This window comes from Sulfitobacter sp. 1A12779 (assembly GCF_043557315.1).
GTDB classification, from domain to species: Bacteria; Pseudomonadota; Alphaproteobacteria; order Rhodobacterales; family Rhodobacteraceae; genus Sulfitobacter; species Sulfitobacter faviae.
The window spans coordinates 1-20,454 of the sequence record NZ_JBIFFU010000002.1 but is presented as its reverse complement, the minus strand read 5'-3'; the positions used below and the strand labels follow the sequence as shown (position 1 = coordinate 20,454).

The following is a 20,454-nucleotide window of genomic DNA, read 5'->3' as shown; positions in this document are numbered from 1 at the left end:
AAAATTGCCCCGCCCTGTGCGATGCAAAACCACATGTCCCCTCAATCGCCTCTTAAAGCCCGCGCAAAATGACCTGCAAGGGCGACGCTGGGGCAAAGCCATCCGGCACCCAGACCGCCCCCGCCAAAAGCCGCTTTGCTTGCGCGCGAAAATTAGTTTAACGCTAAACCATTATTCGGGAGAAGCATAAACGATGTCCGACACCCCCAACCTGCGCCAAGCTGCATTGGATTACCACGAACACCCCCGGCCCGGGAAACTGGAGATCCGCGCGACCAAACCGCTGGCCAATGGCCGCGATCTGGCGCGGGCCTATTCACCGGGCGTGGCCGAGGCCTGTATCGAGATCAAGAACGACCCCGACGCCGCCGCGCGCTATACCTCGCGCGGCAATCTGGTGGCCGTGGTCAGCAATGGCACGGCAGTGCTGGGGCTGGGCAATATCGGCGCGTTGGCCTCGAAACCGGTGATGGAGGGCAAAGCCGTGCTCTTCAAGAAGTTCGCCAACATCGATTGCTTTGACATCGAGCTTGATCAATCCGACCCCGAGAAACTGGCCGAGATCGTCTGCGCGATGGAGCCAAGCTTTGGCGCGATCAACCTCGAAGACATCAAGGCGCCCGACTGTTTCGTAGTCGAGAAGATCTGCCGCGAGCGCATGAACATCCCCGTTTTCCATGATGACCAGCACGGCACCGCCATCGTCGTCGGCGCTGCGGTCAAGAACGCGCTGCATGTGGCGGGCAAACGTTTTGAGGACATCAAGATCGTCTCCACCGGGGGCGGGGCTGCGGGCATCGCCTGCCTCAACATGCTGCTGAAACTCGGCGTGAAGCGCGAGAACGTCTGGCTCTGCGACATCAACGGGCTTGTCTATGAGGGCCGGACCGAGGATATGAACCCCAGCAAGGCCGAATATGCGCAGAAATCCGACCTGCGCACGCTGGATGATGTGATCGACGGGGCCGACCTCTTCCTCGGTCTCTCCGGCCCCGGCGTGCTCTCGCCCGAGATGGTGGCGAAGATGGCCAAACGCCCGATCATCTTCGCGCTGGCGAACCCCACGCCAGAAATCCTGCCCGATGTGGCCCGTGCCGTGGCACCGGACGCGATCATCGCCACAGGGCGCAGCGATTTTCCCAATCAGGTCAACAACGTGCTGTGTTTCCCCTTCATCTTCCGGGGCGCGCTGGACGTGGGGGCGACCACGATCAACGACGAGATGAAGATCGCCTGTATCGACGGTATCGCCGCCCTCGCTCGCGCCACCACGAGCGCGGAGGCGGCAGCGGCCTATCAGGGCGAGCAGCTGACTTTTGGCGCGGAATATCTGATCCCGAAACCTTTTGATCCGCGCCTCATCGGCGTCGTCTCCTCCGCCGTGGCCAAGGCCGCGATGGAGACGGGCGTGGCCGCGCGGCCCATCGAAGACCTCGACGCCTATAAACGCAAACTCGACGGGTCGGTGTTCAAATCGGCGCTGATCATGCGCCCGGTCTTCGAATCCGCCCGCTCCTCCCCCCGCCGTCTGGTCTTTGCCGAGGGGGAGGACGAACGCGTGCTGCGCGCCGCGCAAGCGATCATCGAAGAAACGGTGGAACGGCCCATTCTGATTGGCCGCCCCGAGGTGATCGAACGGCGCATCGAAAAGGCGGGTCTGAACCTGCAACTGGGCCAAAACGTCGATCTGGTGAACCCCGAGAACGACCCCCGCTACCGCGACTATTGGGAGACCTATCACAGCCTGATGTGCCGCCGCGGCGTCAGCCCCGACATCGCGCGGGCAATCATGCGCACCAACACCACCGCCATTGGCGCGGTCATGGTGCATCGTGGTGAGGCCGACAGCCTGATCTGCGGCACCTTTGGCGAGTTTGGCTGGCACCTCAATTACGTCAACCAAGTGCTGGGCCGCGACGGTTTCCGCCCGCATGGCGCGCTGTCGATGATGATCCTCGAAGACGGGCCGCTCTTCATCGCGGATACCCAAGTGAACCTGCACCCCACCCCCGAACAGATCGCCGAGATCGCCATCGGGGCCGCCCGTCACGTCCGCCGCTTTGGCATCGAGCCGAAAGTGGCCCTCTGCTCACAAAGCCAGTTCGGCAATCAGGGCGAAGGGTCGGGCAAACGTCTGCGCGCGGCGCTGGAGATCCTCGACGCGGGCAACCATGATTTCGTCTACGAAGGTGAGATGAACATCGACACCGCGCTTGATGCCGAACTGCGCGCGCGGCTGCTGCCCTGCAACCGGATGGAAGGGGCCGCCAATGTGCTGGTCTTCGCCCATGCCGATGCCGCCTCGGGCGTGCGCAACATCCTGAAAATGAAGGGCGACGGGCTTGAGGTCGGGCCGATCCTGATGGGCATGGGCAACCGCGCGCATATCGTGTCGCCCTCGATCACCGCGCGCGGGCTGCTGAACGTGGGCGCCATCGCGGGCACGCCGGTCGCGCATTACGGCTAAGGCAAGACAAGGCGCCGCCCCCAAAGGGCGGCGCAAAGCCGTTTAGAACCGCCAGGTGAAGGCGCGGCTGACGCCGATGCGCATGGTCCATTGATCCTCTGACCCGGCCTGCGTGATCGGGCTGTCGGCGGCGTCATTCAGCAGGCGTTGATAGGCCACGGCCCCTTCCAGCGCCCATGCCTCGTCCAAACGATAGGTCGCCTCAACCTCGACACCAGCGCCCAGCAGACCGCCACCGGCCTCATAAGCGGCGAAATTCGTGGTGGCGGTGTCGACGCCGTAATAGGTGTCAGCATAGGTGTCGTTGCCAAGGCTGAAACGCGGGCCTGCGGTGATGGTCCAACGCTCATCGGGGCGGAAGATCACATCGGCGCCGATGTCGCCGGTCACGCCTTCATGGCCGCCAAAGCCACGGCGCACCTTGCCGAAGACCTGCCAGTTCACCTCGCGGTAGACCACGCCAAAGCCCAGTTCGACCGCCGCGTCGATATCCTCAAGCCCCGCAAGTTCCGCGTGATCGGAACTGTCACGTTCGCCCAGATAGCGGAACGCGCCGGTGAAGCCGAAACCGGTCTTGGGCGCTTCGCCGATGTTGGTGCCGATCTTGCGCCCGCCCCATTCCAGCGAACCGAAGGTAAAGGCCAAATCCGGCGTCGCGCGATAGCTGCTGGCGCCCGGATAATCCGGCGCCGCCCCGACACCGCCGCGCAGGGCGAAGTTGATGCTACGGTCCTGCGCCACCGCAGGCAGCGCGGCAACAATGGCAAGGCAGGATGCAAGAGGCAAGGAAAGGGCGAGACGCATAATGGCAGGCTCCGAAAAAACAGTGAATTTCCGCCCAATCTAGCATGACGCGGCGCGACTGACAGGAACAATAGCGTTCCGCTTGCCGAAATCTTTCTAAGCGGCCAGAGTGACTGGAAATATTTGCGCGACACTGCACCTATACCCGGCCCGCGGGTTTGCCGCACAGCGCAACAGGAGGAGGAACACCATGGGATATCGCGACACCTACGACCGCTGGAAGGCCGACCCGGAAGCCTATTGGCTTGAGCAAGCCGAGGCGATCGACTGGGACATCGCGCCGACGCGCGCGCTGTTTGACCGGGGCGACCATATCTATGAATGGTTCGCGGATGCCAGTGTGAACACCTGCTACAACGCCGTCGACCGCCATGTCGACCAAGGCAATGGCAAACGCGTGGCGATCATCCATGACAGCCCGATCACCGGCAGCAAATCCACCCTGACCTATGGGGAGTTGCAGGCCCATGTCGCCTCGCTCGCCGGGGCGTTGGTGGCGCAGGGCGTCGAGAAGGGCGACCGCGTGGTGATCTATATGCCCATGGTCCCCGAAGCGGTGGAGGCGATGCTGGCCTGTGCACGCATTGGCGCGATCCATTCCGTGGTCTTCGGCGGCTTCGCCTCTAGCGAATTGGCGGTGCGGATCGACGATTGCAAACCCAAGGCGATCATCGCCGCCTCCTGCGGAGTGGAGCCCTCGCGGGTGGTGGATTACAAACCGCTGCTTGACGGAGCCATCGAACAGGCCAGCCACAAGCCCGACACCTGCATCATCCTGCAACGCGGCCAGAAACCCTGCGAGTTGAACCCCGAGCGGGACATCGACTGGTACGCCGCCCAAGACGGCGTGCGCCCGGCGCCCTGCGTGCCCGTGGAGGGGAACCACCCGGCCTATATCCTCTACACATCCGGCACGACCGGCGCGCCTAAGGGCGTGGTGCGGCCCACGGCGGGGCATCTGGTGGCGCTCAACTGGACGATGAAGAACGTCTATAATGTCGAACCGGGAGAGGTCTTTTGGGCCGCCTCGGACGTGGGATGGGTCGTGGGGCACAGCTATATCTGCTACGCCCCGCTGATCGCCGGGAACACCACGGTCGTATTCGAAGGCAAGCCCGTAGGCACCCCCGATGCCGGCACCTTCTGGCGGGTGATTGAGGAACATGGCGTGGCGAGCTTCTTTACCGCCCCCACCGCCATCCGCGCCGTGAAACGCGAAGACCCCGAGGGCGAGGAGATCAAAAAATACGACCTGTCGAGCCTGCGTGCGCTCTATCTCGCGGGGGAGCGGGCCGATCCCGATACCGTTGAATGGGCGCAGGAGAAACTGGGCAAGCCGGTCTACGATCACTGGTGGCAGACCGAGACCGGCTATACCATCGTCGGCAATCCGGCGGGGCTTGAGGCGCTGCCGGTCAAGGTCGGCTCCCCTACCGTGCCGATGCCGGGCTATGACGTGCAGATTTTGGATGAGCGCGGCGCCCCCCTGCCCGCCGGAGAGTTGGGCGCCATCGCAATCAAGCTGCCCCTGCCCCCCGGCACCCTGCCGGGGCTCTGGAACGCCGAAGACCGCTTTCGCAAATCCTACCTCAGCACATTCCCCGGCTATTATGAGACGGGCGATGCGGGCCGGATCGACGAGGACGGCTATGTCTGGATCATGGCGCGCACCGATGACGTGATCAACGTCGCGGGCCACCGCCTGTCGACCGGCGCGATGGAAGAGGTCTTGGCCGGGCACCCCGATGTGGCGGAATGCGCCGTTGTGGGGGTCAGCGATGAGCTTAAAGGACAGATGCCGGTCGGGTTTCTCTGCCTGACCAAGGGTATCGACCGCCCGCATGAGGAAATCGTCGCCGAATGCGTCACCCGGATGCGCGAGCAGATCGGCCCCGTCGCCGCCTTCAAACAGGCCGTGGTGGTCGACCGCCTGCCCAAGACCCGCTCGGGCAAGATCCTGCGCGCGACGATGGTGAAGATCGCCGATGGGGAGGATTTCAAGACCCCCGCCACCATCGACGACCCGGCGATCTTGGACGAAATCCGCACGGCGCTGAAGGGCATCGGCTACCCGCAGAGCTAACCAACAATCACATGGCGGTGGACCTTTGCCTGTCCGGCGCTACAGTTACCCCCACAGAAACGCGCGCGCAGCCCAGCCCGCGCGTTTTTTACAATTGCGTTGCTTGCGCAAAATATGCGAAGCGCCCCCGGAAATGCCCCCCGGCGGGGCCAACCACGACAGCACATTCAGTGGGTCTTTTCCCTCCCGGAGCTTGCCCTCCGGCCGCGCAGAAAGGTTTTCGACGTGCAGACACCCTATTACCTGATCGACAAGGCCAATCTCCGCGACAATATGGAAAAGATCGCCCGCCTCCGCGCGCTTTCCGGTGCGCGCTGCCTGCTGGCGTTGAAGTGCTTTGCTACATGGTCGGTCTTTGACTTCATGTCCGAGTATATGGACGGCTCGACCTCCTCGTCGCTCTACGAAGTGCGGCTAGGGGCCGAGAAATTCCCCGGTGAGACCCATGCCTATTCCGTCGCCTATGCCGAGCATGAGATCGACGAGGTGTTGGGCCATGCCGACAAGATCATCTTCAACTCCATCGGCCAGCTCGACAAGTTCTATGCGCAATCCGCGGGCCATATCCGCGGGCTGCGGGTGAACCCCGGCGTCTCCACCTCGGACTTTGATCTCGCCGACCCCGCCCGCCCCTTCAGCCGTCTGGGCGAGCATGACCCGGCAGCGATCGACGCGGTCGCCGACCGGATCAGCGGGCTGATGTTCCACAACAACTGCGAGAACGACGACTTCGCGCGCTTCGACGAGATGCTGACCCTGATCGAGGAGCGCTTTGGCGCAGTGCTGCACAAGATGGAGTGGATCAGCCTTGGTGGCGGCATCCACTTCACCGGCGAGGGCTATCCGCTCGACGATCTGGCCCTGCGCCTCAAGGCCTTTGCCGACCGGTTCGGCGTGCAGGTCTACTTGGAGCCCGGAGAGGCCGCGATTACCGGGGCGGCGACGCTGGAGGTCACCGTGCTCGACACGATGTACAACGGTAAGAACCTCGCCATCGTCGACAGCTCCATCGAGGCGCATATGCTCGATCTGCTGATTTACCGTGAGCCTGCGAAGGTCAGCCCCAACAGCGGTGACCACGAATGGATGATCTGCGGCAAGTCCTGCCTTGCGGGCGATATCTTTGGCGAGTTTCGCTTTGATGCGCCACTGAAAGCGGGCGACCGGCTCTCGTTCCAGGACGCTGCCGGTTACACGATGGTCAAGAAAAACTGGTTCAACGGCGTCAAGATCCCCGGCATCGCGGTGCGCGAGTTGGACGGAACCACCCGAATGGTGCGCGATTTCGACTATGACGATTTCGCCGCCGCCCTGTCGTGACAAGGAAAGAGGTCAACACTATGAAACGCAATGTTCTTATCATCGGCGCGGGCGGCGTCGCACAGGTCGTGGCGCATAAATGCGCGCAGAATAATGACCGTTTGGGTGACTTGCATATCGCCAGCCGCACGGTCTCCAAATGCGAGGCGATCATCGCCAGCGTGCATGAGAAAAACGCGATGAAGCAGGATGGCGTCTTCAAGGCGCATGCCGTTGACGGGATGGACACCGATGCCGTGGCCGCCCTGATCAAAGAGACTGGCTGCCAGATCGTGATCAACGTGGGCTCGCCTTTCGTGAACATGACCGTGCTTCAAGCCTGCATCGACACCGGTGCCGCCTATATCGACACGGCGATCCACGAGGACCCGACCAAAATTTGCGAGACCCCGCCGTGGTACGGCAACTACGAGTGGAAGCGCCGCGAGGCCTGCGCCGAAGCGGGCGTGACCGCGATCCTTGGCGCCGGTTTCGATCCCGGCATGGTCAACGCCTTCGCGCGTTTCGCGGTGGATGAGTTCATGGATGAGGTCAAATCCATCGACATCGTCGATATCAACGCGGGCAACCACGGCAAGTATTTCTCGACCAACTTTGACCCCGAGATCAACTTCCGCGAGTTCACCGGCACGGTCTACAGCTGGCAGGAAGGCGCGTGGCAAGAGAACAAGATGTTCGAAGTGGGCCGCGAATGGGACCTGCCCGTGGTGGGCAAGCAGAAGGCCTATCTCTCGGGCCATGACGAGGTGCATTCGCTGTCGGCAAACTACCCGCAGGCCGATGTGCGCTTCTGGATGGGTTTTGGCGACCACTACATCAACGTCTTCACCGTCTTGCAAAACCTCGGCCTGCTGTCCGAGCAGCCCGTGACCACCGCCGAGGGGCTGGAGGTCGTGCCGCTGAAAGTGGTGAAAGCCGTGCTGCCCGACCCGTCGAGCCTTGCGCCCAACTACACTGGCAAGACCTGCATCGGTGACTTGGTGAAAGGCGTGAAGGACGGCGAAGAGGTCGAGGTCTTTGTCTATAACGTCGCCGATCACAAGGACGCCTACAACGAAGTGGGCAGCCAAGGCATTTCCTACACCGCGGGCGTGCCGCCGGTGGCCTTTGCGATGCTGATCGCCGATGGCACCTATGACACCGCCGCCATGGTCAATGTCGAAGAGTTGGACCCCAAGCCCCTCTTCGGTCTGCTCGACGACATCGGCCTGCCCACTCGCGTCAAAGACGACAAGGGCGACCGCGCGTGGCACGAGGCTTGAGCCTCTCTTGAAACGCAAAAGGCGACCCTCAAAGGGTCGCCTTTTCTAATTCTGCCGACGAAACTCAGTATTTCGCAGCAAAGTCATCGACTTGACGCTCGGCCTCATCTTTGGCGATGCCATAGCGTTCTTGAATCTTACCCACCAGCTGCTCGCGATTGCCACGGGCTTCGGCGATTTCGTCATCGGTCAGATCGCCCCATTGCGATTTCACCGCGCCGGTCATCTGGTTCCAATTGCCTTCGATACGGTCCCAATTCATCTTAGGTCTCCTTTCTTCGGCTGTTAAGACGCGGGAGGATCCCGCTCTTGCAGGCTCAACGCATGCGCGAAGTCTGGGTTCCGGCGGGCGCAAGGTGCGGCGGAAAGGCGCCGCCCCCCCCCCGGGTCAGTTGAATTGTTCCGAGATCAACCGCTCTTCCAACCCATGGCCCGGATCGAAGAGGATCCGGTGGCTGACACTGGGGTCCGAGGAAACTTCAACCGTCGTGACATCGCGGTGCGACTGGCCGTCGGCATCGGCCATCACGGGGCGCTTTTGCGGCTCTTGCACATCGAAACGCACCGTGGCCCGTTTCGGCAGCAAGGCCCCACGCCAGCGGCGCGGGCGGAAGGCGGCGATCGGGGTCAAGGCCAAAACGTCAGAACCGATGGGCAGGATCGGCCCATGGGCCGAGTAGTTATAGGCGGTGGAGCCCGCAGGGGTCGCCACCAGTGCCCCGTCGCAGACCAGTTCCTCCATCCGCTGACGCCCGTCTATCGTGATGCGCAGCTTGGCCGCCTGCGGCCCCGCGCGCAGCAAAGACACCTCGTTGATCGCCAGCGCGGTCGAAATCGTCCCGTCGATATGGGTGGCGCGCATGACCAGAGGGTTGATCACCGCCTCTTCCGCCGCCGCCAGCCGCGCTTGCAGGTCCCCCTCCCGGTAGGCGTTCATCAAAAAGCCGATGGTGCCTCGGTTCATCCCATAGACCGGCGCGTCCATGTCTTGGGTGCTGTGCAGCGTATGCAGCATGAACCCGTCGCCCCCAAGCGCCACGATCACCTCGGCTTGACGCAGTGGCACATCGCCATAACGCCCGATCAAAGCGGCCCGCGCCGTCTGTGCCACGCTGGCCCGGCTGGCCACAAAAGCGATCTTTAAGGACATGTCAGCAGGCTCATTCCGGCGAAGTTTCCGATCATCGACGTTTGGGGCCAAAACAATCACATTATTCCGTGCGCCACCAGTGTTGACGCACATATCTTGCAACCTGTCGGTTTACAGCCTTCACCTCGGCCCGCGTTTCCGATAGGCAACACGCGAAACCAGCTCCAATGAGGATCCCCTGATGTCCGATTTCTTCACCAAATCTCTCGCTGATTCCGACCCCGCCCTCGCCGCTGCGATCGACGCCGAACTGGGCCGCCAGCGCGACGAGATCGAGTTGATTGCCAGCGAGAACATCGTTTCGGCTGCGGTGCTTGAGGCGCAGGGCAGCATCATGACCAACAAATACGCCGAAGGCTATCCGGGCCGCCGCTACTATGGCGGCTGTGAGCATGTCGACGTGGCCGAGAACCTTGCCATCGAACGCGCCTGCGCGCTGTTCGATTGTCAGTTCGCCAATGTGCAGCCGAACTCCGGCAGCCAAGCGAACCAAGGTGTCTTTACAGCGCTGCTGCAACCGGGCGACACCATTCTGGGGATGAGCCTTGATGCCGGCGGCCACCTGACCCACGGGGCCAAGCCGAACCAGTCGGGCAAATGGTTCAACGCCGTGCAATACGGTGTGCGCAAACAGGACAACCTGCTGGACTACGATCAAGTCGCCGAATTGGCGAAAGAGTATCAGCCCAAGATGATCATCGCCGGTGGCTCCGCCATCCCGCGTCAGATCGACTTTGCCAAAATGCGCGAGATTGCCGATAGCGTGGGTGCCTATCTGCTCGTCGACATGGCGCATTTCGCGGGGCTCGTGGCAGCGGGTGAGCATCCCTCCCCCTTCCCCCATGCGCATGTGGCGACGACCACGACCCACAAAACCCTGCGCGGCCCGCGCGGCGGCATGATCCTGACCAATGACGAGGCGATCTCGAAAAAAATCAACTCCGCCATCTTCCCCGGCATTCAGGGCGGCCCCCTGATGCATGTGATCGCGGCCAAGGCCGTGGCCTTTGGCGAAGCGCAGCAGCCTGAGTTCAAAGCCTATGCCAAACAGGTCATCGCCAATGCGCAGGCGCTGTCGGATCAGTTGATCAAAGGCGGCCTTGATACCGTGACCCACGGCACCGACACCCATGTTGTGCTGGTCGATCTGCGCCCGAAAGGCGTGAAGGGCAACGACACCGAGAAGGCTCTGGGCCGGGCGCATATCACCTGCAACAAGAACGGCGTGCCGTTTGACCCGGAAAAGCCGATGGTGACGAGCGGCATCCGCCTCGGCTCCCCCGCGGGTACGACACGCGGCTTTGGTGAGGCCGAGTTCCGCCAGATCGCCGATTGGATCATCGAAGTGGTCGATGGGCTGGCGGCCAATGGTGCCGATGGCAATGCCGAGGTCGAGGCCAAGGTGAAAGCCGAGGTCGAAGCGCTGTGCCAGCGTTTCCCGATGTATCCGAACCTGTAAGCTATTTGGCCCTCGCAGCGATGCGGGGGCCTTTTTCTAAGGAATTCCTTTGCCCGGAATCAAGGCGCTCCGCGCCGCCGGGCAGCGCCCGACCGCCCCATGGGCGGGCGCTTCTGTGCCGAAGCACGCCAAATCACCCCCACATCAAACTTGAGAAATTAAGTGGTCTCGGCGCGGTTGCGATGCCCACCCGCGGTCGGGCGCTACCCTCTGTTGCACTGTCAGGCTCCCCCTTGCCGATCCCCCCTCCCCGCGCCACATTCTCTCGCAAAGGAGAACCGCATGATCATTCATCCCAAGGGCAGCCGCCCCTCTGAACCCGGCCCTGACGATTACTTCACCGGAGAGGTCGAGATGACCCCGCTGATCTCGGCCCCGGCGCCTGCCCGCCTGCGCGGCGTGACGGTGACCTTTCAGCCCGGCGCGCGCACGGCGTGGCATGTCCACCCTCTGGGCCAGACCCTGATCGTTACCGAAGGCACAGGCCGCGCCCAGACCGAAGGCAGCCCAGTGCAGACGCTGAACAGGGGCGATGTCGTCTGGTTCGGCCCCGGTGAGAAACACTGGCACGGGGCCGCGCCCGACAGCGCCATGACCCACATCGCGCTGCAAGAGGCACAGGTCGGTGAGGCGGTCGAATGGATGGAAAAGGTATCGGACGCGGATTACGACCCGGCCTGAGCCCATCGGCGCGGCGGCTTACACGTAGCCGCGCCACCAAAGCCAGATCACGAAACCCACGGAAACCACCAGAATATTGAAGGCCACCCCGGCCAGACGGTCAAGGATGATGCCGCGCCGCCGGGCTTTGGGGTCGATCTCTTTCAAATGTGCCGTAACCCGATTGAAGGCAGCCCAAACCGGGGCATCCTCCAACTGGCGGGCGATATGGGGATTGGCGACCAAATGCTCGGTCTTGCTGAGCAACACCCCGTCACCACGAATGCCGCGCGGCAGTTCCGGCCCGGCGCGGTGAAATGCCTCACGCAGATCACGGGCCTTGATGCGCAGACGGTCCTCGAACAGGGGGCGCAGCGCCTCGGCGCGGGTGTTGAAATCTTGCCGGTCAATCATGCGCGCATCTAATCGCTCTGGTCCCCGGGCTGCAATGCCCGTAATTTGCCCGCATGTTGAATTACTCCGAATATGGCGAAGCCACCGCCGACCGCCCGACCCTGCTGATTGTCCATGGCCTCTATGGCTCTGGCCGCAACTGGGGCGTGATCGCCAAACGCCTCGCGGACGCGCGTCATGTCGTCACCGTCGACATGCGCAACCACGGCGGCAGCCCGCATCACGACACCCACAGCTACCCCGAAATGGCGCAGGATCTGGCCGAGGTGATCACCCATCTGGGCGGCCCGGTGGACATCTGCGGCCACTCCATGGGCGGCAAGGCGGTGATGATGCTGGCGCTGACCCGGCCCGAGCTGCTGCGCCGCGTGATCGTCGCCGATATCGCGCCCGTCGCTTACGGCCATACGCAGCAAATGTTCATCGACGCCATGCGCGGCGTGAACCTCAGCGGGGTCGAACGCCGCTCGGACGCCGAGGCGCAGCTGGCCGAGGCGGGGGTGGAGCGCGCGTTGCAGAGCTTTTTCACCCAATCGCTCGACCTACCCGGCAAGCGCTGGCGGCTGAACCTCGACGCGCTGGAGGCGGAAATGCCCAAGATCATCGGCTGGCCCGAGGATGTGACTGGCCAGTTCACGGGGCCGACCCTGTTTCTATCGGGCGGTGCCTCGGACTATGTGCAGCCCGAACATCGCGATCCGATCAAGGCGCTGTTCCCACAAGCGCGCTTTGCCAAAATCCCCGGCGCGGGGCATTGGCTGCACGCAGAGAAACCGCGCGAGTTCGAAGCCACCCTGCGCATCTTTCTAAACGCCGACGGGGCCGCGCCCGCGGGCTGACCCCTTTCGCCCCGGCGGATCGCCCCCGCATAGCGCCCGCAAAGGTTGAACAGACGGCCCCGCCCTTATTTCTGGGGCCGTCAAAGCCATTCCCCCCTTGCAGCCCGTGCCGCCATCCCTATAAGGCAGGACAATTTGCAAAATTAGGGGGCCGCCATGCCGAAACGTACCGACATCCAGTCGATCATGATCATTGGTGCGGGGCCGATTGTCATCGGACAAGCCTGCGAGTTTGACTATTCCGGCGCTCAAGCCTGTAAAGCGCTGAAAGAGGAAGGCTACCGCGTCATCCTCGTCAACTCCAACCCGGCCACGATCATGACCGATCCCGGGCTCGCCGATGCCACCTATATCGAGCCCATCACGCCAGAGATCGTCGCCAAGATCATCGAGAAAGAGCGCCCCGATGCGCTGCTGCCCACCATGGGCGGGCAGACGGGCCTCAACACCTCGCTCGCGCTCGAAGAAATGGGCGTGCTTGAGAAATTCGGCGTCGAAATGATCGGCGCCAAGCGCGAAGCCATCGAGATGGCCGAAGACCGCAAGCTGTTCCGCGAAGCGATGGACCGTCTGGGCATCGAAAACCCCAAGGCCACCATCGTCACCGCCCCGACCCGCGAAGACGGTAAGAAAGACCTCGCCGCGGGCGTGAACCTCGCCCTTGAGGCGCTGGAATACGTCGGCCTTCCGGCGATCATCCGCCCCGCCTTCACCATGGGCGGCACCGGCGGCGGCGTGGCCTACAACCGCGAGGATTACGAATTCTACTGCCGCTCGGGCATGGACGCCTCGCCCATGGGCCAGATCCTCGTCGACGAGAGCCTGCTGGGCTGGAAGGAATACGAGATGGAGGTGGTGCGCGACACCGCCGACAACGCCATCATCGTCTGCTCCATCGAGAACATCGACCCGATGGGCGTGCACACCGGCGACAGCATCACCGTGGCCCCCGCGCTGACGCTGACGGACAAAGAATACCAAATCATGCGCAACCACTCGATCGCGGTGCTGCGCGAGATCGGGGTGGAGACCGGCGGTTCCAACGTGCAATGGGCGGTGAACCCCGCCGATGGCCGCATGGTGGTGATTGAGATGAACCCGCGCGTCAGCCGCTCCTCGGCGCTGGCGTCCAAGGCCACGGGTTTCCCCATCGCCAAGATCGCCGCGAAGCTCGCCGTGGGCTTCACGCTGGATGAGCTCGACAACGACATCACCGGCGTCACCCCCGCCTCCTTCGAGCCGACCATCGACTATGTGGTCACCAAGATCCCCAAATTCGCCTTCGAGAAATTCCCCGGGGCCGAGCCCAACCTGACCACCGCGATGAAATCGGTGGGTGAGACCATGGCCATTGGCCGCACCATCCACGAGAGCCTGCAAAAGGCGCTCGCCTCGATGGAATCGGGCCTCACCGGCTTTGACGAGGTGGAAATCGCCGGTCTCAACAGTGACCTGCCCGGCGACGCGCCCGAGAATATGGCCGCACTTATCAAAGCCGTGTCGGCGCCCACGCCCGACCGGATGCGCACCATCGCCCAAGCGATGCGCCACGGCATGTCGGACGACGATCTGCACGCGCACACCATGTTCGACCCATGGTTCCTTGCCCGCATCCGCGAGATTATCGAGGCCGAGGAAGGCGTTCGCGCAAACGGCCTGCCAAGCGACGCCGATACCTTCCGCGAGTTGAAAATGATGGGCTTCACCGATGCCCGCCTCGCCATGCTGACCGACAGCCGCGAGGCACAAGTCCGCGACGCGCGGCTCGCGCTTGGCGTCAAGGCCGTGTTCAAACGCATCGACACCTGCGCCGCCGAGTTCGAGGCGCAGACACCCTACATGTACTCCACCTATGAGACCCCGCTGATGGGCGAGGCGGAATGCGAGGCGCGGCCCTCTGACCGGAAGAAGGTGGTGATCCTCGGCGGCGGCCCGAACCGGATCGGTCAGGGCATCGAGTTCGACTATTGCTGCTGCCACGCCTGCTATGCGCTGACGGATGCGGGCTATGAGACCATCATGGTCAACTGCAACCCCGAGACGGTTTCGACCGACTATGACACCTCCGACCGCCTGTATTTCGAGCCGCTCACCTTTGAGCATGTCATGGAAATCCTGCGCGTCGAGCAGGAGAACGGCACGCTGCACGGCGTCATCGTGCAGTTCGGCGGCCAGACCCCGCTGAAGCTTGCCAACGGCCTGCAGGAGGCGGGCATCCCGATCCTCGGCACCACGCCCGACATGATCGACCTGGCCGAAGACCGTGAGCGTTTCCAGCAGCTTGTGCTGAACCTCGGCCTGAAACAGCCGCGCAATGGCATCGCCCATTCCGATGCGGAGGCGATGGAGATCGCCAAGGAAATCGGCTTCCCGCTGGTGATCCGCCCCTCCTACGTTCTGGGTGGCCGCGCGATGGAGATCGTGCGCGATCAGGCCAGCCTTGAGCGCTACATCACCACCGCCGTCGTCGTCTCGGGCGACAGCCCGGTGCTGCTCGACAGCTACCTGTCGGGCGCGGTGGAGCTTGATGTCGACGCGCTCTGCGATGGTGAGAATGTCCATGTGGCGGGCATCATGCAGCACATCGAAGAGGCGGGCGTCCACTCCGGCGACAGCGCTTGTTCGCTGCCGCCCTACTCCCTCCCGCGTGAGGTGATCGAAGAAGTCGAAGAGCAGACCCGCGCGCTGGCCAAAGCGCTCAACGTTGTGGGCCTGATGAACATCCAGTTCGCGGTGAAGGACGGCGAGATTTACCTCATCGAGGTGAACCCCCGTGCCTCGCGCACCGTGCCCTTTGTGGCCAAGGCGACAGATAGCGCCATCGCCTCCATCGCCGCGCGGATCATGGCCGGCGAGCCGCTGAGCAATTTCCCGCAGCGCCCCGCCTACCCCGATCAGGCCGCTTATGAAGACACGCTGCCCTTGGGCGACCCGATGACGCTGGCCGACCCCGATATGCCATGGTTCTCGGTCAAAGAGGCGGTGCTGCCCTTCGCCCGTTTCCCCGGCGTCGACACGCTGCTGGGGCCAGAAATGCGCTCCACCGGTGAGGTCATGGGCTGGGACCGCGACTTCCCACGCGCCTTCCTCAAGGCGCAAATGGGCGCGGGCAACCCGCTGCCGCGCAAGGGCTGCGCCTTCCTGTCGGTCAAGGATGCGGATAAGGGCCAGAACATGCTGGATGCCGCAAAAATCCTGCTGGACCAAGGCTTTACTCTCATCGGCACCCGTGGCACGGCGGAATGGCTCACCGCCAATGGCCATGCCTGCGATGTGGTGAACAAGGTCTACGAGGGGCGCCCCGACATCACCGATATGATGAAGAACGGCGATGTGCATCTGGTGATGAACACCACCGAAGGCGCGCAGGCGGTCGAAGACAGCAAGTCGATCCGCTCCATCGCGCTTTACGACAAGATCCCCTATTTCACCACCGCCGCAGGCGCCCATGCCGCCGCATTGGCGATCAAGGCGCAGGCCGAGGATGCGATCGGCGTGAAAGCGCTTCAGGGATAAGAAAAAGGGGCTGCCCATCGGGCGGCCCCTTTCGCATTTGGGCATCGGTGCCCGCTTAGCTGATGATGCACCGGATCCAGCAAAGCTGAGGCGCGAAACGCATCCGTGTGGCATGCGAGACGTTGACCTCCGTGCCCTCCAAACCGATCTGCGCAATCGGCTCATGCATGAAAGAAGTCTCCACCAGCACCAGACGGTCGCCATTGGCCATCAGCGGCACCCGCTCGCGCGAAAGCCCCGCGATAAAGTCGAGGTCGAGCAGGCTGTCCAGCCCGATGCCTTGCGAGAAATCCACCGCCAAAATCCGGCGGGTCAGACTGTCGCAGTTCAGAATGCAGCGCACCTGCGTGACGCGCAGAGAGACTTCGTAACCGGTGAGCTGCTCCGCGACCGACTGCAGCCCCAAGAGGTCAGCGGCGTTGATCGGCGTCGTCTGCCGCGACAGGCTGTCGGCGATGACGGCGGTGGCATCTGTCGCCATCCCGCGGACCCGAAAGGCATCCGTAAAGGTCAGCATCGCCATGATCGACCAGACCAACAGCGGCAGCAGAACCAAAAAGGCAATCGTCTGGCTGCCCTCTTCCGACCGGACGAAACGTTTGAATACGATCCCCCTCATCCGCGCGGCTCCGTCACGAAAGCGGTGGTGACCCGCACGCCATATGTGCCATCCGACCCTTCCGGCAATTTCCGGCCCAAGCCTGTCCCCGGCAAAAGCGGATCGAACAAACGGCAGACCCGCATCATCATCAGATTGTTTTGCTGGCCGGGCAGAAAGCCATTTGCCGGGTCGAAATCCTCATCCCGGTCGACACAGGGGGCAGCCCCGCTCAGATCAGCCCAGTCGGCAATCGGCATGGCGCGCATCTCGATCCGGATATTTTCAATGCAGCCCGCATCGAAAACCGACCGCTCACAAATCAGAGCCTTCATCGCGTCATAGCCTGGCACAGAACCGGTGGCCAAACGCACGTCCCGCACGGCCAAATTCGTGGCCCGCCGCAACATGATCTCACGCGCGCTCCACAACCCCGTCTCAAGCGCAAGGAAGAAGAAGTAAAAGACGAGCGGCAAAAGGATGACGAACTCGATGGTGACCCCGCCCGCCTCGGACCGGCGAAAGCGGTCTTTGACGAAGCGGATCATTTTGTCAGCCTCAACATGGAGATGGACGCCGCGATCATGTCGAAGGCGGTTTGGATCTCCAGACCCTGAACGTCGAAGTAATGGGCCTCGGAAGAGGCGCAGTCTTTCAACAGGCTGAGGGAGTTGGTGCTGTCGACATCCATGCCGATGGAATAGACGACGACGCCAGCAGTGTTCGCGACGCCGCAGATTTGGCGCAGGCGGCGGTCCTTCTCGCTCGCGCTGATGGTGTCGTGCATGTTGTTCCAAAAACTGTTCGCGCGCGAACTCCAAGTCTGCGATCCGCCCCACCAGCTTGTCGTCCGCCGCCGGCCATAGAGGTTATAGCCGTAGTAATAAGGGGACATCTCGGCCCAAACCTCGGGCCAGTCGAGCCGTTCTTCCTGCCCCTGATCCCTATATTGCCGTAGACTGGGGTGATTGAGCAGTGTGTAATCATCCCACCTACGATCAGAGCCCCAAGGGTGGGTCGCATAAAAGTAGTCTTCAGGATAGGAATTATCCCCGTCGTATTCGTTGGAGCGTTCGGCAGAATCCACTGTATAGAACACCACCGACCCGTAATCGGTGCGGATCACATCCGACTCGCCGGAAGCATACTCAGGCTCAAGACGGTATTCCGGAAAGTTCTCACCATCCGTCATCAGAACCAGAACCTTCATGCTGTTATCAGCCCCGTGCGGGTGCGGGCGGCCTTGAAACTCCTGCGGGACCAGACCGGCGTCGATCAAGCCGCTCACCGGCCCCTGTGCGGATGGGTCGAGCAAGGCCAGCCCCCACTTCGCACCAACGTCGATCGACGTCGACCCTTCGGCGGTCAAAGCGAGGATTTGCGATCTCAGCGCCGCGACCGAGTCTGACAAAGGAGTAATTTCAAAACCTGCGTCTTTACGGCAAACCCATTGGCCCCTTTCCTGGTTGGAACTCGACATGCTCTGGAACTGGAAGTGCCCTGTCCGTTGCATCTGTTGTTGGGGGTCGATCGCCAAGGAACCATAGTCATTCCCATCGAAATCCACGCAGTGGGAATAGCTATGCTCGGTGGTTGTCGAATATTGGCCCAGCAGAGCTTCTCCCGCGTTTACCTTGGTCGAATAGGGAATGATCGAAATCGATACGCGTCCCTCTTCGGTATCGCTTAGGATCGTATCGACAAAGTCGATGGCCGCATTCTTCAGCAGGGTCAACTTGATCCCGCTCCGGTCGCTGGTCCTCTCCCCCATCGACCCCGACACATCCAACACCAGCGAAATCTCGATATCCTCAACCCGTTCGGTCGCCTCAGAGCTGATCGTCATTCCGAGTGAATCGATGTCGAAAAACCGGAAGAAATAAGTGTTCAGCCCGGCGGGGAGCGAGGCTTCGACGGTACGCCCCACCAGAATGCCGCCGATCTTTTCTTCGCTCGAGTCGATCACCACCTCGGACGGATCGAGCCCCGCGGAGGTCAGGTAGCTGCGCACGACCTCTTCAGGGTCGAGGTCTTGTGACAGGCTCGCCGCGGCCAGCACGGCATTGTCGAGATGGGTCTGAAAGGTGGTCCGCGTCCGCTCGTGGTTGGCCAGGTCCACGGCCAGCCCGCCAAAGATCGTGATCCCGAAAAACACGACCAACATGAGGACCAGCATGCCGCCGCCCTCGTCCTTGCGAAAACGCTTTGCCCGCTTGCAAAGCATTCGACTGATAATACTGCGCCTCATGACACCTCTCTTTTTCGGAGGTTGAATCCGTAAGCAAATTCTGTGCTTTAGGCTGCGGCATCCGCGGATGGTGGACCTGTAAACCACGCACCGGAGGGGCCGCTGCCTCAAAAAAACCCTGACTGTTCTCGTTCAATTAATGATTGCTAATGCTCAATCACTGCGCGCTTCCGGTTGCATAGTCAAGCCAGCGCGCGGGGGCCGGGGTGATCAAAATTCGCAACTGTAGCGGCATTCACACGTCTGCCCCGTCAAAGCCGTGGCAAGTCCTGCGCGGTTTCGCTAAAGTATGGAACCTGCACCTTGCTGCCCCCTGCATCAGAGTGCACCGACATGACAACGGCCCTTGCAATTCGTCCGGGGCTGCTCAGCTTTATCAGACCAGCCATGCCGTTGGAGAGAAAGGGATCACACCGATGTATCAAGCCGCCATCACCGGTACGGGCGTTTTCACGCCGCAGCAAACCATCACCAACGCCGAACTGGTCGAAGCCTTCAACGCCTATGCCGACCTCTACAATGCCGAAAATGCCGAGGCGATCGAAGCGGGCACCCTGGAGGCCAAGGCGCATTCCTCGGAAGAGTTCATCGTCAAAGCCAGCGGCATTGAACAGCGCTATGTCATGGATAAATCCGGCGTGCTGGACCGCAATGTGATGCACCCCCTGCTGCGCCAGCGCGCGGATGAGGAGCCTTCCCTCATGGCCGAAATGGCCATTGATGCCGCGCAAAAGGCGCTCGCCGCCGCTGGAAAGAGTGCCGAGGATGTGGACGCGGTGATCTGCGCCGCCTCCAACCTCGAGCGCGCCTATCCTGCCGTGGCCATTGAGATTCAGGAGCTTCTTGGCGTGAAGGGCTTTGCCTTCGATATGAACGTCGCCTGTTCTTCGGCCACTTTCGGCATTCAGGCAGCGGCGGATATGATCCGCTCCGGCTCCATCCGCTCCGCCCTCGTGGTGAACCCCGAGATTTGCTCCGCCCACCTCGAATGGCGTGACCGCGATTGCCACTTCATCTTTGGTGACGTGGCCACCGCCACGCTGCTGGAACGCGCCGAAGATGTCGCAGGGCCCTGTTTCGACGTTATCTCGACCCGCTGCGCGACCGAGTATTCCAACAACATCCGCAACAACAACGGCTTCCTCCGCCGCTCCCGCCCCGATGGGCTGAGCGACCGGCGCGATATGCAGTTCATGCAGAATGGGCGCAAAGTGTTTAAGGAAGTGTTACCCATGGTGGCCGACCATATCGGTGGGCATATGGCCGACAACGGGTTGGAATCCGCCGATCTCAAGCGCATCTGGCTGCATCAGGCGAATAAGTCGATGAACGATTTCATCGGGCGCAAAGTGCTGGGGCGGGAGCCTGAGCCGGGCGAACAGCCCAACATTCTACAAGACTACGCCAACACCTCCTCCGCCGGGTCGATCATCGCTTTCGCCAAGAACTCTGACGATCTGGAAGACGGCGACACTGGGCTGATCTGCTCCTTCGGGGCGGGCTATTCCGTCGGCTCCGTCATCGTCAAAAAGCGCGGCTGACGCGCAGCGTCCGGCCCTAGTGCTCTGAGTCTGACACTTCCTACCTGTTTCCGCGAGTTTCATCGAGCTTGTCCAGCGCGCGACGTTCCCGGG

Annotated in this window: 16 protein-coding genes; 9 read left to right on the top strand and 7 right to left on the bottom strand. The window is 62.3% G+C overall.

Annotation, left to right across the window (positions count from 1 at the left end):
• Nucleotides 1-193 precede the first annotated feature (193 nt).
• Nucleotides 194-2,467 (top strand): NADP-dependent malic enzyme, encoded by a 2,274-nt coding sequence (locus tag ACGYLQ_RS02745; RefSeq protein ID WP_394440276.1) that lies wholly within the window; start codon nt 194-196, stop codon nt 2,465-2,467.
• 42 nt (nt 2,468-2,509) lie between these two features.
• Here the strand turns inward: ACGYLQ_RS02745 and ACGYLQ_RS02740 are convergent, their stop codons facing one another.
• The gene (locus ACGYLQ_RS02740; RefSeq protein WP_394440274.1) at nt 2,510-3,271 is read right to left on the bottom strand and encodes a MipA/OmpV family protein; all 762 of its coding nucleotides are present in this window, start codon (nt 3,269-3,271) and stop codon (nt 2,510-2,512) included.
• Between the two features lie 190 nt (nt 3,272-3,461).
• On the opposite strand from ACGYLQ_RS02740, the gene ACGYLQ_RS02735 reads away from it, so the two are divergent.
• The 3 genes from ACGYLQ_RS02735 to ACGYLQ_RS02725 all read left to right on the top strand — a co-directional run bounded on the left by ACGYLQ_RS02735 (nt 3,462) and on the right by ACGYLQ_RS02725 (nt 7,936).
• A complete protein-coding gene (locus ACGYLQ_RS02735) occupies nt 3,462-5,354 on the top strand; it encodes a propionyl-CoA synthetase (protein ID WP_394440272.1) in 1,893 nt (630 codons plus the stop codon).
• A gap of 225 nt (nt 5,355-5,579) precedes the next feature.
• Entirely contained in the window at nt 5,580-6,674 is a 1,095-nt protein-coding gene (locus ACGYLQ_RS02730; RefSeq protein ID WP_394440270.1) for a carboxynorspermidine decarboxylase, read from the top strand.
• Nucleotides 6,675-6,694: 20 nt separating this feature from the next.
• On the top strand, nt 6,695-7,936 hold the full coding sequence (locus ACGYLQ_RS02725) for a saccharopine dehydrogenase family protein (RefSeq protein ID WP_394440268.1): 1,242 nt from the start codon (nt 6,695-6,697) through the stop codon (nt 7,934-7,936).
• A 64-nt stretch (nt 7,937-8,000) separates the two neighbouring features.
• Here the strand turns inward: ACGYLQ_RS02725 and ACGYLQ_RS02720 are convergent, their stop codons facing one another.
• Both ACGYLQ_RS02720 and ACGYLQ_RS02715 read right to left on the bottom strand, forming a co-directional pair.
• Entirely contained in the window at nt 8,001-8,198 is a 198-nt protein-coding gene (locus tag ACGYLQ_RS02720) for a CsbD family protein (protein ID WP_067267282.1), read from the bottom strand.
• A 126-nt stretch (nt 8,199-8,324) separates the two neighbouring features.
• Nucleotides 8,325-9,086 carry an NAD kinase gene (locus tag ACGYLQ_RS02715; protein WP_067267283.1) on the bottom strand — a complete coding sequence of 254 codons (762 nt, stop codon included), beginning with the start codon at nt 9,084-9,086 and terminating at the stop codon, nt 8,325-8,327.
• Between the two features lie 181 nt (nt 9,087-9,267).
• On the opposite strand from ACGYLQ_RS02715, the gene glyA reads away from it, so the two are divergent.
• The gene (gene glyA, locus ACGYLQ_RS02710; RefSeq protein ID WP_394440266.1) at nt 9,268-10,545 is read left to right on the top strand and encodes a serine hydroxymethyltransferase; all 1,278 of its coding nucleotides are present in this window, start codon (nt 9,268-9,270) and stop codon (nt 10,543-10,545) included.
• A 282-nt stretch (nt 10,546-10,827) separates the two neighbouring features.
• A complete protein-coding gene (locus ACGYLQ_RS02705; protein WP_394440264.1) occupies nt 10,828-11,226 on the top strand; it encodes a cupin domain-containing protein in 399 nt (132 codons plus the stop codon).
• A gap of 18 nt (nt 11,227-11,244) precedes the next feature.
• Here ACGYLQ_RS02705 and ACGYLQ_RS02700 read toward each other — a convergent pair whose 3' ends face one another.
• Nucleotides 11,245-11,619 carry a hypothetical protein gene (locus ACGYLQ_RS02700; RefSeq protein ID WP_394440262.1) on the bottom strand — a complete coding sequence of 125 codons (375 nt, stop codon included), beginning with the start codon at nt 11,617-11,619 and terminating at the stop codon, nt 11,245-11,247.
• 53 nt (nt 11,620-11,672) lie between these two features.
• Between ACGYLQ_RS02700 and ACGYLQ_RS02695 the strand changes: the two genes are divergently transcribed.
• Together ACGYLQ_RS02695 and carB are read left to right on the top strand one after the other, a co-directional pair.
• Nucleotides 11,673-12,458 carry an alpha/beta fold hydrolase gene (locus ACGYLQ_RS02695; protein WP_394440260.1) on the top strand — a complete coding sequence of 262 codons (786 nt, stop codon included), beginning with the start codon at nt 11,673-11,675 and terminating at the stop codon, nt 12,456-12,458.
• Between the two features lie 156 nt (nt 12,459-12,614).
• Nucleotides 12,615-15,974, top strand: coding sequence for a carbamoyl-phosphate synthase large subunit (gene carB, locus ACGYLQ_RS02690; RefSeq protein WP_394440258.1), 3,360 nt, complete (start codon nt 12,615-12,617; stop codon nt 15,972-15,974).
• 55 nt (nt 15,975-16,029) lie between these two features.
• Here the strand turns inward: carB and ACGYLQ_RS02685 are convergent, their stop codons facing one another.
• Genes ACGYLQ_RS02685 through ACGYLQ_RS02675 form a run of 3 tightly spaced genes read right to left on the bottom strand, consistent with a single transcriptional unit; the run spans nt 16,030 to nt 18,820 of the window.
• The gene (locus ACGYLQ_RS02685) at nt 16,030-16,593 is read right to left on the bottom strand and encodes a TadE/TadG family type IV pilus assembly protein (protein WP_394440257.1); all 564 of its coding nucleotides are present in this window, start codon (nt 16,591-16,593) and stop codon (nt 16,030-16,032) included.
• Nucleotides 16,590-17,120 carry a TadE/TadG family type IV pilus assembly protein gene (locus ACGYLQ_RS02680; protein ID WP_067267295.1) on the bottom strand — a complete coding sequence of 177 codons (531 nt, stop codon included), beginning with the start codon at nt 17,118-17,120 and terminating at the stop codon, nt 16,590-16,592. Before ACGYLQ_RS02680 ends, ACGYLQ_RS02685 begins: the two co-directional genes overlap by 4 nt.
• Nucleotides 17,117-18,820, bottom strand: coding sequence for a pilus assembly protein TadG-related protein (locus ACGYLQ_RS02675; protein WP_394440255.1), 1,704 nt, complete (start codon nt 18,818-18,820; stop codon nt 17,117-17,119). The genes ACGYLQ_RS02680 and ACGYLQ_RS02675 overlap by 4 nt, the downstream gene beginning before the upstream one ends.
• A 416-nt stretch (nt 18,821-19,236) precedes the next feature.
• On the opposite strand from ACGYLQ_RS02675, the gene ACGYLQ_RS02670 reads away from it, so the two are divergent.
• Nucleotides 19,237-20,361 carry a beta-ketoacyl-ACP synthase III gene (locus ACGYLQ_RS02670; RefSeq protein WP_394440253.1) on the top strand — a complete coding sequence of 375 codons (1,125 nt, stop codon included), beginning with the start codon at nt 19,237-19,239 and terminating at the stop codon, nt 20,359-20,361.
• The last annotated feature ends 93 nt before the right edge of the window (nt 20,362-20,454 follow it).

What these genes read in the sequence shown, in the direction of transcription:
- ACGYLQ_RS02745 (WP_394440276.1), top strand. Translation starts at nt 194, where the DNA reads ATGTCCGACACCCCCAACCTGCGCCAAGCTGCATTGGATTACCACGAA.
- ACGYLQ_RS02740 (WP_394440274.1), bottom strand. Translation starts at nt 3,271, where the DNA reads ATGCGTCTCGCCCTTTCCTTGCCTCTTGCATCCTGCCTTGCCATTGTT.
- ACGYLQ_RS02735 (WP_394440272.1), top strand. Translation starts at nt 3,462, where the DNA reads ATGGGATATCGCGACACCTACGACCGCTGGAAGGCCGACCCGGAAGCC.
- ACGYLQ_RS02725 (WP_394440268.1), top strand. Translation starts at nt 6,695, where the DNA reads ATGAAACGCAATGTTCTTATCATCGGCGCGGGCGGCGTCGCACAGGTC.
- ACGYLQ_RS02720 (WP_067267282.1), bottom strand. Translation starts at nt 8,198, where the DNA reads ATGAATTGGGACCGTATCGAAGGCAATTGGAACCAGATGACCGGCGCG.
- ACGYLQ_RS02715 (WP_067267283.1), bottom strand. Translation starts at nt 9,086, where the DNA reads ATGTCCTTAAAGATCGCTTTTGTGGCCAGCCGGGCCAGCGTGGCACAG.
- glyA (WP_394440266.1), top strand. Translation starts at nt 9,268, where the DNA reads ATGTCCGATTTCTTCACCAAATCTCTCGCTGATTCCGACCCCGCCCTC.
- ACGYLQ_RS02705 (WP_394440264.1), top strand. Translation starts at nt 10,828, where the DNA reads ATGATCATTCATCCCAAGGGCAGCCGCCCCTCTGAACCCGGCCCTGAC.
- ACGYLQ_RS02700 (WP_394440262.1), bottom strand. Translation starts at nt 11,619, where the DNA reads ATGATTGACCGGCAAGATTTCAACACCCGCGCCGAGGCGCTGCGCCCC.
- ACGYLQ_RS02695 (WP_394440260.1), top strand. Translation starts at nt 11,673, where the DNA reads ATGTTGAATTACTCCGAATATGGCGAAGCCACCGCCGACCGCCCGACC.
- carB (WP_394440258.1), top strand. Translation starts at nt 12,615, where the DNA reads ATGCCGAAACGTACCGACATCCAGTCGATCATGATCATTGGTGCGGGG.
- ACGYLQ_RS02685 (WP_394440257.1), bottom strand. Translation starts at nt 16,593, where the DNA reads ATGAGGGGGATCGTATTCAAACGTTTCGTCCGGTCGGAAGAGGGCAGC.
- ACGYLQ_RS02680 (WP_067267295.1), bottom strand. Translation starts at nt 17,120, where the DNA reads ATGATCCGCTTCGTCAAAGACCGCTTTCGCCGGTCCGAGGCGGGCGGG.
- ACGYLQ_RS02675 (WP_394440255.1), bottom strand. Translation starts at nt 18,820, where the DNA reads ATGAGGCGCAGTATTATCAGTCGAATGCTTTGCAAGCGGGCAAAGCGT.
- ACGYLQ_RS02670 (WP_394440253.1), top strand. Translation starts at nt 19,237, where the DNA reads ATGTATCAAGCCGCCATCACCGGTACGGGCGTTTTCACGCCGCAGCAA.